The organism is Streptosporangium sp. NPDC048886 (genome assembly GCF_055586905.1).
Window position 1 is genome coordinate 1 of sequence record NZ_JBVJHH010000032.1, and the last position, 13249, is coordinate 13249.

General features: G+C 70.1%; 8 protein-coding genes. 4 read left to right on the forward strand and 4 right to left on the reverse strand.

What is annotated here, in order from left to right:
- Both ACZ6R6_RS32940 and ACZ6R6_RS32945 read right to left on the reverse strand, forming a co-directional pair.
- Positions 1-399, reverse strand: a 399-nt coding sequence (locus ACZ6R6_RS32940) for a sugar nucleotide-binding protein (protein WP_470099968.1), incomplete at its 3' end; no start/stop codon positions are given.
- Positions 400-444: 45 nt separating this feature from the next.
- Positions 445-1443: a helix-turn-helix domain-containing protein gene (locus tag ACZ6R6_RS32945; protein ID WP_470099970.1), complete on the reverse strand. Its 999-nt coding sequence runs from the start codon at positions 1441-1443 to the stop codon at positions 445-447.
- Positions 1444-1598: 155 nt separating this feature from the next.
- Here ACZ6R6_RS32945 and ACZ6R6_RS32950 point away from each other — a divergent pair, with 155 nt between their 5' ends.
- The 3 genes from ACZ6R6_RS32950 to ACZ6R6_RS32960 all read left to right on the forward strand — a co-directional run bounded on the left by ACZ6R6_RS32950 (position 1599) and on the right by ACZ6R6_RS32960 (position 7399).
- Entirely contained in the window at positions 1599-4520 is a 2922-nt protein-coding gene (locus ACZ6R6_RS32950) for a S8 family serine peptidase (protein WP_470099972.1), read from the forward strand.
- A 161-nt stretch (positions 4521-4681) separates the two neighbouring features.
- A complete protein-coding gene (locus tag ACZ6R6_RS32955) occupies positions 4682-4873 on the forward strand; it encodes a hypothetical protein (RefSeq protein ID WP_470099974.1) in 192 nt (63 codons plus the stop codon).
- Between the two features lie 42 nt (positions 4874-4915).
- A complete protein-coding gene (locus tag ACZ6R6_RS32960) occupies positions 4916-7399 on the forward strand; it encodes a glycoside hydrolase family 5 protein (RefSeq protein ID WP_470099976.1) in 2484 nt (827 codons plus the stop codon).
- Between the two features lie 295 nt (positions 7400-7694).
- On the opposite strand, the gene rph is transcribed toward ACZ6R6_RS32960, so the two are convergent.
- Complete coding sequence (gene rph / locus ACZ6R6_RS32965) at positions 7695-10301, reverse strand: rifamycin-inactivating phosphotransferase (RefSeq protein ID WP_470099978.1); 2607 nt, start codon at positions 10299-10301, stop codon at positions 7695-7697.
- 570 nt (positions 10302-10871) lie between these two features.
- On the opposite strand from rph, the gene ACZ6R6_RS32970 reads away from it, so the two are divergent.
- Positions 10872-11693 (forward strand): class I SAM-dependent methyltransferase, encoded by an 822-nt coding sequence (locus ACZ6R6_RS32970; RefSeq protein ID WP_470099980.1) that lies wholly within the window; start codon positions 10872-10874, stop codon positions 11691-11693.
- A 307-nt stretch (positions 11694-12000) separates the two neighbouring features.
- Here the strand turns inward: ACZ6R6_RS32970 and ACZ6R6_RS32975 are convergent, their stop codons facing one another.
- The gene (locus tag ACZ6R6_RS32975; protein WP_470099982.1) at positions 12001-13179 is read right to left on the reverse strand and encodes a GDSL-type esterase/lipase family protein; all 1179 of its coding nucleotides are present in this window, start codon (positions 13177-13179) and stop codon (positions 12001-12003) included.
- Positions 13180-13249 lie beyond the last annotated feature (70 nt).

Below are 13249 nucleotides of genomic sequence, written 5' to 3' on the forward strand. Positions count from 1 at the left end.
GTGCACCCCGGCGTGGCCGGAGCCGGCGAGCTCCAGCAGCGCCGCGGCGAGGTCGGCGACGTGCACGGGGCATCGCACGTCGTCGGTGAACAGCGTTCCCTGGCGCCGGCCGGTGGCCAGCGCGTGCACCAGGCGCTCGTGGGACGAGCCGCCGTCGCCGACGATGAGCGAGGTCCGGGCGATCGCCGCGTCCGGGCAGATCGCCTTGATCGCCGTCTCCGCGGCGGCTTTCGCCGCGCCGTAGGGGCTGATCGGGTCGGGGGCGCAGGTCTCGTCGTAACGGATCCGGGCGCCGGAGAAGACCGCGTCGCTGGAGACGTGGACCAGGTGAGCGCCGGTGGCCGCAGCGGCCGCAGACCGCCGGCGAAAACCCGACACGGTGTATCGCTGGACGCTCACGCCCGCCCTGTGGAGGCGGCTGCCGGGCGGTGGCCCAGGGGAAGGTCAGAGCCAGCCCCGCACCGTCGCCTCCACGCCCGCCTGGAACCTGGTGGTCACGCCGAGGCGCTCCACCACCGCAGCGATCTTCCTGGTCGCGGTGCGGGTGCTGACGCCCAGGTGCCTGCCGATGGCTTCGTCCTTGAGCCCCGAGTTCAGCAGCCGCAGCACCAGCAGGTCCTCCTCGGCGGGCCTGTCATCCACCGGTGGGGAGTCGCCGGTGAGCGGCTGGCCGCGCTCCCAGTAGACGTCGAACAGCTCGATGAGCGCATCCAGCAGCCGAGAGGGGTGCAGCAGCGCGATGTTGTCGTAGACGCCGTCCACCAGGGGCAGCAGCCCGACCCTCCGGTCGGCGATGCGCAGCTTGAACGGCAGGCGCGGCAGGAACCTGGAGCGCTCGCCCTCCCCGGCCAGGCGCAGCAGGGTCTCCATGCGGCCCGGCCTGACGAGCGAGCCGGGGCAGTACACCACCCTGATGTCCACACCGCGGGCCAGCAGTTCCCTGGTGTCCTCCAGCTCCGACTCGTTGGTGTCCTGGGAGAAGTCGGGACGGCCCAGGTACGGCGGGCTGTCGAAGCAGAGCAGCTCGGTGGTGACCGAGCGGGCCAGCTCGGTCATCTGCCGCTTGACGGCATCCTCGCCGGAGAGGATCTCCACCACGCCCGCGGGCTCGGCCCACATCCGACCCGAGTGATAGAGCTGGGCGAAGGCGCCCGCCATGGTGCGTACCCTGGCCAGGCTCGCCTCCGCCTCCAGGCGGCGCCTGTCCACCAGCCAGCCGAGCGCCGCCTCGGGCGGGACCGGCTCGTAGCCGCCAGGGCCGGTCCTGCGCAGCAGGCCCACCTCGGTCAGCCGGCGCAGCGCGAGCCGCACCCGTGAGGAGGTGACCCCGAGGGCGGCGGCGAGCTCGGCGGTGCGCCGGCCCGGCTGCCTCAGCAGCAACCGATACACCTGCTCGTCGAACTCCGCGACCCCCACCCCGCCGAGAACCCGCTGCTCCTCCACGTATCACCTGACCGGATCGTGTCCCTTTTGGCCATATGGCCGAAAATGTCATAACCATATCTCGACAAGGGATCCTCGCAGGCCGTTGACTGCTCACCGGCCCCTCCGGCGATCTTGGCCGGGCGGGTGGCAGCCTCATCCCCTCAAGAGGAGCAATGTCCCGTACCCCCCGCGTCTACAGCGCCATGGCGCTCGCCGCCGCGCTGGCGGTCACCTCCGCCGCGGCACCGGCGCTCGCCGAACCCGCTGTGACAGGCACCCCCTCCACCTACATCGTCACCCTCGCAGGGCAGCCACTCGCCACCTACAGCGGCGGCGTGGACGGCATCGCCGCCACCAAGCCGGGCAAGGGCAAGGGCAGGAAGGTCGACACGGCCAGCGCCGACGCCAAGCGCTACCGCGAGCACCTGACCAAACGCCAGGACGAGACCGCCCGCAGCGTCGGCGTGACCGCGCAGCGGCACAACTCCGTCGCCTCCAACAGCTTCGTCGCCGAGCTCACCCCCGCTCAGGCGCTCAGACTGCACCGGACGGACGGCGTCGTGTCCGTCGTCCAGGACACCCTGCGCAAGGCCCTGGACGACCGCAACTCCAGCGACTTCCTCGGCCTGTCAGGTGACAAGGGCCTGTGGGCCTCGCTTGGCGGCACCGCCAAGGCGGGCAAGGGCATCGTGGTCGGCGTCGTCGACACCGGCGTCTGGCCGGAGAACCCCTCCTTCGCCGGCCCCTCGCTCGGCACCGAGGCGCCCACCGCCGCCGACCCCTACCGGCCCTACCGCCAGGGCACGGCCACGGTCATGAAGAAGGCCGACGGCTCCACCTTCACCGGCCTGTGCGAGACCGGCACGGAGTTCACCGCCGATCTGTGCAACCAGAAGCTGGTGAGCGCCAGGTACTTCGGCAAGGCCTGGCTGGGCCACAACGACCCCGCCGCCACCGGCGAGTACGCCTCGCCGCGCGACCGGGGCGGGCACGGCTCCCACACCGCGAGCACCGCCGCGGGCAACCACGCCGTCCCCGCCACCGCCAACGGCATCGACTTCGGCCAGATCTCCGGCGTCGCACCCGGAGCGGCCGTCTCCGTCTACAAGGCGCTGTGGGAGGGCCCGGACGGAGGCAGCGGATACACCTCCGACATCATCGAGGCCATCGACCAGGCCGTCGCCGACGGCGTCGACGTGATCAACTACTCTGTCGGCGGTCAGAGCGAGTCCTCCACCGACGACCCGGTCCAGCTGGCCTTCCTGGCCGCCGCGGACGCCGGCATCTTCGTCGCCACCGCGGGCGGCAACTCCGGCCCCGACGCCTCCACCCTGGACAACACCGCCCCGTGGACGACCACCGTCGCCGCGAGCACCGTCGCCCCCTACCTGGCCGACGTGCGGCTGGGCGACGGCAGCACCTTCCGCGGCGCCAGCACCACCATCAGCGCGCCGTTCGGGCCCAAGCCGTTGGCCACCTCGGTGTCGGTGAAGAACACCGCCGCCTCCGACTCCGACGCCCAGATCTGCGCGGCGGGGTCGCTGGACCCGGCCAAGGCCGCCGGGAAGATCATCTACTGTGTGCGCGGCGTCACCCCGCGCGTGGACAAGTCCGCCGAGGTCAAGCGCGCCGGCGGCGTGGGCATGGTGCTGGGCAACCCCAGCGACCAGGACACCGGCGCCGACGTGCACGCCGTACCGACCGTGCACATCAACACCCCCGACACCGAGAAGGTCCTCGCCTACGCCGCCACCCCCGGCGCGACGGTGACGCTGCTCCCCGCCTCCTCCACCGAGGGCGCCGAATACCCGCAGGTCGCCGGCTTCTCCTCGCGCGGCCCCTCCCTCAGCAACAACGGCGACCTGATCAAGCCCGACATCGCCGCCCCCGGCGTGTCGATCCTCGCCGCCGTCGCGCCTCCCGGGAACCAGGGCAAGGACTTCGACTTCTACTCCGGCACCTCGATGGCCACCCCGCACATCGCCGGTCTGGCCGCCCTGTATCTGGGCACGGACCCGCTCCTGTCGCCCGCCGCCGTCAAGTCGGCGATGATGACCACCGCGTACGACACCAAGACACCCGACCTCTTCGCGCAGGGCTCAGGCCACGTCGACCCAGCCCGCATGCTGAAGCCCGGCCTGGTCTACGACGCCGCGGCCCAGGACTGGTACGGATACCTGGAGGGGCTGGGCGTCAAGACCGGCACCGGCGCCGCGCCCATCGCCACCAGCGACCTGAACTACCCCAGCATCGCGGTCGGCGCCCTGTTCGGCTCAAGGACCCTCACCCGCAAGGTCACGGCGCTGACCCCGGGCGTCTACCACGCGGCCGTCGACCTGCCGGGCGTCAGGACCAAGGTCCAGCCCTCCACCCTGGTCTTCAAGAAGGCGGGCGAGACCAAAGAGTTCACCGTCACCATGGAGATGACGCGCCACACCGGCGCCGGCGCCATCGTCGGCTCGCTGACCTGGCAGGGTAAGAACACCGCCGTCCGCAGCCCCATCATGGTCACCCCGCTGAGCGCCAAGGCGCCCGCCGAGGTCAAGGGCACGGGTCCGGCGGGCTCGCTCACCTTCGACGTGACCCCCGGCGTGTCGAAGTTCCCCGTCAAGGCCTACGGGCCCGTCTCCGCCGACCCGGTGCCCGGCACCGTGAGTCCCAGCGACATCTGGGGCAGGGAAGTCTCCGTCGTCGTGCCCGAAGGCGCCAAGGCCGTCTCCTTCAAGCTCATCCCCGGCGACCCCGAGACGGAGGTCGGCGCCATCCTGGGCTACACCGAGGGCGGTGCGATGCAGGGCCTGGCCTGGGTCACCTCGTGGGAGGACTACCGCGCGGTCCTGGCCAACCCCAGGCCCGGCAGGTACACCCTGTCCGTGCTCACCTTCGGGAGCGCCGAGACGCCGTTCAGCACGCAGATCAACGTCGTGGGCGCCGGCTCCGGGTCCGGCGCGCTGACGGTGACGCCCGACAGGCCGAAGGTCACGCCGGGAACGACGTTCCCACTGACGGCCACCTGGTCCGGCCAGCCGGACCAGACGGCGACCGGCTACATCGAATACCCCAACGAGGCCGGCACGATCGTGACGATCAACTGACCTGAACAGATCCGACGCGGGCCGTTCCCTCCGGGGAGCGGCCCGCTTCGCGCGTGTCCCCCTGTCGACCTGGAGCCGACTCCGGGGCCGAGGGTCGGGGGCAGGTGGACACGCGTCATCGGCGACGTCACGGTCGGCGCCGTCGACCTGGGCGCGAGCCCATGTCCGTGGCCTGGCACATGCCGGACGAGGACCAGTCGTGGCTGACGATGGGCAGGTCGGCCATGTGCGCGCCGCTGATGGTGACGCCGGTGGCGTACTGTCCGGTGCCCGGTCCGGCTGATGTCAGCCCGCTGACGCCACTGGCCGATCGGTTGCTGCTCAAGCCCTCTTCCGCGCTGTTGTGGATCTAGCTCTTCATTTGTGAGCAATGCTCATGTATGGTCGCCGACACTATGAGGAACCACTGGCTGTCGCCGATCGCCGTCATGATGCTGGCCGCCGTCATCGTGCTGGGAGCGGTGTTCGACCCGTCGGGGCTGGCCGCGCCGTACACCTGGACGGGCGCCGACCTGCTACCCGTCGCCGGGCTCTGGCAGGTGGCCGCGCAGGCCGTCTACGTGCCGCTGCTGCTGGCGGGGGTCGGGGTGCTGGCGTGGGTGGTCGCGCGCGGGCGCGCCCCGCTGCGTACGGCGCTGCTGGTGTGGGGCGCGGTGGTGTGGTCGGCGATGGCGGCCAAGCTGATGATGTCGCTGGTGATGGCCTTCGGCGAGGTGGTCTACCTGGCGTGGTCGACCGGATTCACCGGCTTCAAGGCGGCGCTCTTCGGCCTGCCGGTCCTGGCGGCCACCTGGCTCACGCAGCTGCTGCGCCGCCACCCCACCCCACCTCCTTCGAGCTCGACCTCCCCGCCCGCCCCAGGGCCGGGCGCTGGACCCGCTGAGGCCTCCGGGCCGTTCTTCCCGCCGACCGTGGGGCCGGGCTGGGTGGCGGCAGGGGCGGCCGTGGTCCTGGGCGCGTCGGTCGGCGGGGTGTGGTGGGGCGGCTCACCCGTCGGGTACGCCATCGGCGACTCCCCGCTGGCCCCGGCGCCCGAGGCGGGACCGCTGGGCTGCCTCGCCGCCGTCACCCTGCTGGGCGTGATGACCTGGGCGTTGAACCGCTGGCTCAGCGCCACCACCTCGCCGCGGGCCGTCGTGGCCGGGATCTCCGCGCTGGGAGCGGCCGCGACGCTGGGCCTGGTCGAGGTGGCCGTCGGGCTCCCCGGCGACCTGGCGGGCGGCGACACGTTCTGGGCACCGGCGATCATGCTCCGCCTCGCCCCCGCGCTCTCCTTCGGCGCCCTCCTCGCCCTCGTGACAGCAGCCCTCGTCGCCGTCCTGCCCGCCCCCCGCCCGGTGCGAAGAACCGCCCTCCTCCCGGCGCGTAAGGGCGTCCTCCCGGCCGGTAAGGGCGTCGCCTTTCCCGCGCCGGGATGGATGGCGGCTGTCGTGGCCGCCGCGGCGCTCGCCCTACCGCTCCTGCAGCCCGGCACCGCCACCGCGCAGCCACCACGCACCCAGGGCCTGACGCTCTCAGCCGACCGCAGGATCGTCGACGCCGACGGCAACGAGGTGCTGCTGCGCGGCGTGAACGTCAACCAGCTCGAAGACTACTTCCAGAAATTTCCCGGCAAGGCGGTGACGCGACCGCTCACCGAGGCCGACTTCGCCGGCATGGAGCGGATGGGCTTCAACGTCATCCGCCTCGCCCTGTCCTGGTCAGCCCTGGAACCCCGGCCCGGCCACTACGACCCGGCCTACCTCGCCAGGATCTCCTGGGCCGTCGAGACCGCGGCCAAGCACGGCCTGCGCACGGTCCTCGACATGCACCAGGACGCCTGGGGCAAGGGCGTCAACGCCGCCCCCGCCACCACCTGCGACAACGGCTCCCCGATGCACGGCTGGGACGGCGCCCCCACCTGGGCCGACCGCTTCGACGGCGCCCCCAAGTGCGAGTTCACCGGACGCGACATCTCTCCCGCCGTCGCCCGCGCCTTCACCAACTTCTACCAAGACAGGGACGGCATCCAGACCCGCCTGGTCGCCGTCTGGGGCATGCTGGCCGAGCGGTTCGCGGACGAGCCGATGGTCGCCGGATACGACCTGCTGAACGAGCCCGGCTTCGGCGAGGCCCCGCCGATCACCTCCGGCGTCCTGCTCGGCCGCTACTACGACCGAGCGATCAAGGCCATCAGGGCGGGCGAGAAGCGCGGCTTCCCGCACCTGGTCTTCTTCGAGCCGTCCGTGCTCTGGTCGGGTCTCGGCTTCGAGGTCTCGGTGCCCAAGGACTTCACCGACGACCGGCTGCTCGTCTTCGCCCCCCACCTCTACAACGAGTCGATCACCATCGACCAGGGCAGCGGCCTCACCATCACGAGCATCGAGCGCGGCTTCGACCTGGCGAGCCGAGCGGCGGCGTACTACCGCGCCGGGCTCTGGTCGGGGGAGTGGGGGTGGTTCGGCGACGCCGCCTCGGCCCCGATCACGAGATACACCGACCAAGAGGACCGGCACCGCATCGGCGGCGCGTTCTGGGTCTGGAAGCAGTCCTGTGGCGACGCCCACGCCGGAGCCGAATCCAGGACCGGCGGCAACCTCATGATCGAAGACTGTGCCACCGGGAAGGACCTGCCCCCGCCCCCCGAGTACGTCGCCGAGCTCTCGCGCCCCTACCCCCGCTCCGCCCCCGGCCGCCTGACCGGCCTCACGTCGGACCGGGCGAGCCTCACGGCCCAGGGCGAGGGCACCGGGTGCGGCCTCGACGTCTGGTTCCCCGGCGGCGCCCGGCCGGTCGTCCGTAGTACCGCGATCACCGACGTCACCGCCCGGCAGGCACCGGGCGGCTGGCGCATCACCGGCTGCACCCGGGGCGCCTACACCCTCACCGCACACCGCTGACCCCGCTTTCCACACATCACCGAACCTGAGCCGCACCGATCACAACCAGTGCCGGATCAGGTAGGGCGTCTGCCCCACGACGGAGCGCCATGTGCGGAGAACGGGGCTGGAGAGTCGGTCGCGTAACCACGGTGGTGTCTGTGCGGGTCCCGGTGGTAACACCGTCCTGTCAGCACGGACATGACCTGAAAGACCAAAATGATCAGTCGGGGTCGGGCCGTGGATCCAGGCTCAGTGATCGGGTGCCGAAGACGGCCCGCCTCGAGTGCTGGAGTCCCGGGTCCGAGGTGACGGTTCAGGCGAGGATCTGGACGTACCCGTCGGTTCCGTGAACGCGGATCCGCTGCCCGTCCCGGATCAGCCGGGTGGCCTGCTCCACACCCACGACGGCCGGCAAGCCGTACTCCCGCGCGATCACCGCCCCGTGCGTCATAAGGCCGCCTACCTCCGTAACCAGTCCGGCGACGGTGACGAACAGGGGGGTCCAGCTGGGGTCGGTGTAGGCGGTGACCAGGATGTCGCCCGCCTCGAGATCGGCCTGCGCCATGTCCATGACGACACGGGCACGGCCCTCGACGGTCCCGGCCGAGACCGGGAGGCCGGCCAGCGCGCCGGTCGGGGCGTCGTCACGCCGGTACCGGCCGGTGATGACCTCGCCGTCCGATGTGAGGACCCGGGGCGGTGTGAGCGCCTCGTACGACCGGAACGCCTCCCGCCTTTCCAGAATGAGTTCGGCGTCCACCTCGTTGGTGCGCACGACTTCCTGCAACTCTTGGAACCGGAGGAAGAAGATGTCTTCTTTCTCGCGCAGGGTGCCGGAGCGGACGAGGCGATCGGCTTCCCGCAGCAACGCCTGCTTGTAGGCGAAGTAGCGGCTGACCATGCCGTATTTGGGGTATTCCCGGTATCCGGCGAAGGTGCGGACGCGGTCGATCATCCGCTTGGCCTCCTCGGCCTTCTGCTCCCCGTGGGGTAGGGCGCGCAATCGCGTCAGCAGTTCCTGTTCTTTCCGTCGTGCCTCTTGGCGTCCTTGTTCGAAGTGTCGCTTCCGGGCGCCCGGCTCGAAGTTCTTGATGTTGCCGAGGATGGTGGGCACGAGCGTGGCGGGACGCTCGCTCCAGCGCGTTCTGGTGATGTCGATCTCGCCCGCGCAGCGCATGCCGTACTCGTCGAGGTAGCCCCGGATGGCGTCACGTGCTTCCCGTCCGCCGGCCAGCTCGGCCAGCTCGTTCAGGAAGCCGTCGCCCTCCCGCCCCTCGTCCACGACGCGGTGCAAGAACGTCACGACGTCCGCGTGCGGTCGGATCGTGTCCGCGACGTCGAGGAGCGCCAGCCCCATCTCCGACGTGACGTTGTGGGGGACGGATTGCGTGAGCGCGTCGGCCGCGTTCTTCTCGCCCAGCCACGCCTCGAGGTGGTCATTGAGCCACCAGGTCGCCTCCATCCCCGCCATGATCACCTGGAGGCTCCGCGGATCGAACAGGACGCGCTTCAGCTCTGCGATGTCGGCCAGGATGAAGTCGAGCAGCGCCGGCCCGGACAGAGTCTGGATCTCGCTCCGCAGGGTGGCGACGGACGCCTGACTGTGCCGGATCAGCTGGGTGACAACGGCCGGATCGGTCTCGATCGGGGCGGGTGGGTCACCGGCGGGTGCGGCGATGGGATCTCCGTCCGGAAGCGAGCGGATGAAGTCGCCGCGGTCGAGGACGGTCTGCAGCGCGTCCCGAACCAGCAGGTCGGACTTCCCCAGGGTCCCGAGGAGGTGCGCGCGACCCGCGGGCGTCGCCAGGACGGGGGCCACGTCGACGAACAACCGTCCGCCCGCCTCGTGCATCGGCCGTGGGGTCGTCAGCTGCCACAGGGAGAGTCCCAGCGGCTTCATCGCGTCGGTCATCATCTGCTGGTGACCGACGGAGACGTAGACACGGTTCTCCTGGTCATCGGTCCTGGGGATGGGGAACAGGGTGGTGATCGGCCGGCTCTGCACGATGTGGAAGTCATCGCCGGCAAGGCACCACTCGATGTCCTGGGGCCTGCCGAAGTGCGCTTCGATGCGCCGGCCCAACTGCACCAGGCGCACGACCTGTGCATCCGTCAGAGCCGGCCGCGTCTGCCGCTGCGGTTCGATCGGCGCGTCCTGGGTACCGCCTCCCGGCGACGCCTGGACGGACCGCGGCTTGGTGGCGACCGCTGTGGTGACGACCTGATCGTCGCGCACCGTGTAGACGTCCCCGGCGACCAGACCGGAGACAAGCGCCTCGCCGAGCCCCCAACCGGCTTCCACGGTGGCGATTTTCCGGTTCGAGGTCACGGGGTCCGCGGTGAAGAGGATCCCGGCCGCGTCCGGGAACACCATCTGCTGTACGACCACGGCCATCCGTACCTTGCGGTGGTCGAAGCCGTTACGGCACCGGTAGGTCACTGCCCGCTCGGTGAACAGCGAGGCCCAGCACCTCCGGACGTGCCGAAGGATCGCCGGTAGGCCCACGATGTTCAGGTACGAGTCCTGCTGGCCGGCGAAGGATGCGGTCGGCAGGTCCTCGGCCGTCGCGCTGGAACGCACCGCGTAGGAGGCTCGCTCCCCGAGCCGGGCGAGCGATCCGCTGATCGCTGCCACAAGATCGTCAGGAACCGCGACGCCTTCGACGATGCGGCGGATATCGGCGCTCAGGGTACGGATCGCCGCGCGGTCGTCCGGTTTCACGCGCGACAGCAGGTCAAGCTGAGCGTCGATCGACGGCGCCTCGGCCACGACCCGCTGAAAGGCGTCTGTCGTGACGCAGAATCCGTCCGGCACGCGGATGCCATTGATTCGCGAGAGCTCGCCCAGGTGCGCCCCCTTTCCGCCGACGTCTGCGATATTCGTCGAGTCGATCTCCTCGAAACCCAGCACGTAACCCAATTCCGTTGCTCCATCTTTTGTCGGGTCGGTTCGCAACGGGCAAGTATGAAGCACTTTCTGGCGCCTCATGAGACGCACGAGTCTGATATAAAGTGAAAGTGGCGGGGAGTGGCGCGCGCAGCCACCCCGGACGGTGGACCATCCTGTCCCTCACTCTGCGCCCGACCCGCGGCCGTCGCGCTGCGCCTGTGACCTACCGACACCTGGCCGAGGCGCTCGACGTTCCGATCGGCACCCGGCCGCCTTGTCGCCGCCGGTTGCCGCAGGCAGTCACCCACAGCTCAGTGACGCCCCGAACAGAGTGGGGTCCCAATAGTGACGGCGCAGGAAGCGACGGATATACAGGTCAGCGGTCCGTCGTCAGATTATGCCCGAAGGGCCTTACGGAGACTTCGACCTGCATATCCGTTGGAAATTTCCTCATTGCTACCGGGACCCCCGCTATGCGGAGGGGCGGCCGGAGTACAAAAAGAAACACACCGCGCAGCCCACACCCCGTAGATCGTCCTCACGCTGCCGCTGGTCGAATCTCAGTGGCCGAACGGACGCTTCTGATCTAGGGTCCGCGGCATGGTGGATGCGGAGATCTTGGCGTACTACGAGCACGGCCTGGAGCAGGACCGGTTGACCTCCGGTGGGCGGCAGATCGAATTCTTGCGGGTGTGGGACTTGTTGGAGCGGCATCTGCCGCCAGCGCCTGCACAGATACTGGACGTCGGGGGTGGTGCCGGCGCCTACGCGTTGCCACTGGCTGCGGCCGGGTACGAGGTGCACCTGATCGATCCGGTGCCGCTGCACGTCGAACAGGCCGAGGCGGCCTCTCGAGTCGCCTCCATCCCGTTGGCCAGCACGGCCGTCGGAGACGCGCGTGCCCTGGAAGCTGCCGCGTGCAGCATGGATGCCGCACTGCTTCTCGGGCCGTTGTACCACCTGACGAGCAGGGACGACCGCATCACGGCCTTGCGGGAGACCCGGCGAGTGGTGAGACCGGGTGGTGTCGTCGTGGCGAAGGCTCTGTCCCGGTTCTATCCGCTCTTCGAGGACATCGCCCGGGGAACGCCGGTCGGGCCGGGCGACTCCGAGGGGAATGTCAGGTTCCTCGCCGACGGCCAGTACCGGAACCCGAGCGGTGACCCGGCGCAGTTCACCACCTCGTTCTTTCACCGGCCGCAGGATCTCACCGAGGAGGTGGAGGAGGCCGGGCTGGAGCTGCGTGCGCTCGTCGGTGCTAGCGGCAGTGTCAAGCTGCTGACCGAATTCGCCCAGCGTCTGGAGGAGCCTGAGCAGCGAGAGCGGGTTCTGGCCGTGCTGCGTCTGCTCGAGACGGAGCCATCGATCCTGGGTATGAGCCAAAACTTCGTTGCCATCGCCCAGGTTCCTGTGAAGGGATGATGTGCCGTAAGCGGGTCAGGCGGCCTGCCTGTGAGTGGGCGGCCTCCCCAGCGCACGCCCTTCTCGCTGCGGATCCGGGCGCGCTCGCGGCGCTGGGCGGCCAGCCCTCACCCGAGGTCGGCCGTTTCGCAGGCGGCCGGGTGGCGAACGGACCCGCGACCTTGGCGCCAGCGTCCTGCCCGGTGCGCGGCGCGGCGCTCGGTCGGCACGCAGCAACGGCCGGTCGGCTCGCACTCCGGACACGCGTGGCTTTTGGACGATCTCTTGTCAGGGACGTGCCGGACACGCGGGGCTCAGGCTGGTGCGGTCAGCCGGTCTTGGCGGCGAAGGGACCGCCGTCGCCGAACACGAGCCGCGCGAAGTTCTCGCCGATGCGGCGGTGTCCTGCGGGATCAGGGTGAACCTCGTCGGGCAGCGGGAGTTCGGCGTAGTCCGTCTCGCCGTAAAGGTCACGGCCGTCGAAGAAGTGCAGGTTCAGATCGTCAGCCGTCCGCTGTTCGACGATCCGGGCGAGTTCGTCGCGGATGACGTTGAGCGTCAGACGCCCGGCGGCGCGTTCGGCTGGATCGCCCGTGGCCTTGAACCGCAAGGTCCCGCCGTCGAAGTCGGGCGCGAGGGGGCCGGGAGTGTCCTCCTGGACCGGGCACAGGATGGGGGACACGACCAGCAGCGGAGTGGTCGGATGCCCCTCGCGGATGGTGTCCAGGAAGCCGTGGACCGCAGGGGTGAAGGCGCGCAGGCGCATCACGTCGCTGTTGACGACATTGATGCCGAGCTTGACGCTGATCAGGTCCGCAGGGGCGTCCCGCATCGCACGGGCAGTGAACGGGTCCAGCAGCGCGCCGCCACCGAACCCCAGGTTGACCAGCTCCACTCCGCTCCGGGCGGCTGCCAGGGCCGGCCAGGTGGCGGTCGGGTGGGCGGCGTTCGAACCGTGGCTGATGGAACTGCCGTGGTGCAGCCACACTCTGCGCCCGCTGTCCCGCGCCGGCTCGACCGGGGCGTCGGTGCGCAAGGCGATCAGCTCGGTGACCTCCGTATGCGGAAGCCAGATCTCGACATCCTTGTCATCCGCCGGCAGATCAGTGAACCGGGCGGTGCCGGCAGGTCCCTCATGCAGTTCGGCGGACTGGGTGACCATGTCGACGATCGTGCGGACTCTGCCGCCGGCCACCGTGGCCTGGGCGGTGAGACGGCCGTCGACCAGCAGGTCGTACACGCCGTCCGGCGGGGCCGGGAAGCCGCGGTAGATCCGCTTGGTGGGCAACGTGTCCAGTTCGATCATGGTGGCCCGGGTGCGGAAGGCCAACCGCACGCCGGAGGGCTGCGCCTCGGCCATGGCCAGTTGGTTGTCAGGGATCTGTCGACGTGCCCGAGCGGGCAGCCGATGCGGCAGCAGGCCGTGGGCGGTCGCTTCCACGTCGAGAAAACCGCGCAATATGTCCGCGGTGATGGGTGTGGTGATCCAGTCGTGCTCAGTATTCATTGTCTCAACTTGTTGATCAGTATTTCCGGAATGTACATGCGCACCGGTGTACGGCGCGGCGGACCGCCTT

Coding starts and splice junctions, on each gene's coding strand:
- ACZ6R6_RS32950 (WP_470099972.1), top strand. CDS start 1,599: ATGTCCCGTACCCCCCGCGTCTACAGCGCCATGGCGCTCGCCGCCGCG.
- ACZ6R6_RS32955 (WP_470099974.1), top strand. CDS start 4,682: ATGTCCGTGGCCTGGCACATGCCGGACGAGGACCAGTCGTGGCTGACG.
- ACZ6R6_RS32960 (WP_470099976.1), top strand. CDS start 4,916: ATGAGGAACCACTGGCTGTCGCCGATCGCCGTCATGATGCTGGCCGCC.
- ACZ6R6_RS32970 (WP_470099980.1), top strand. CDS start 10,872: ATGGTGGATGCGGAGATCTTGGCGTACTACGAGCACGGCCTGGAGCAG.
- ACZ6R6_RS32975 (WP_470099982.1), bottom strand. CDS start 13,179: ATGAATACTGAGCACGACTGGATCACCACACCCATCACCGCGGACATA.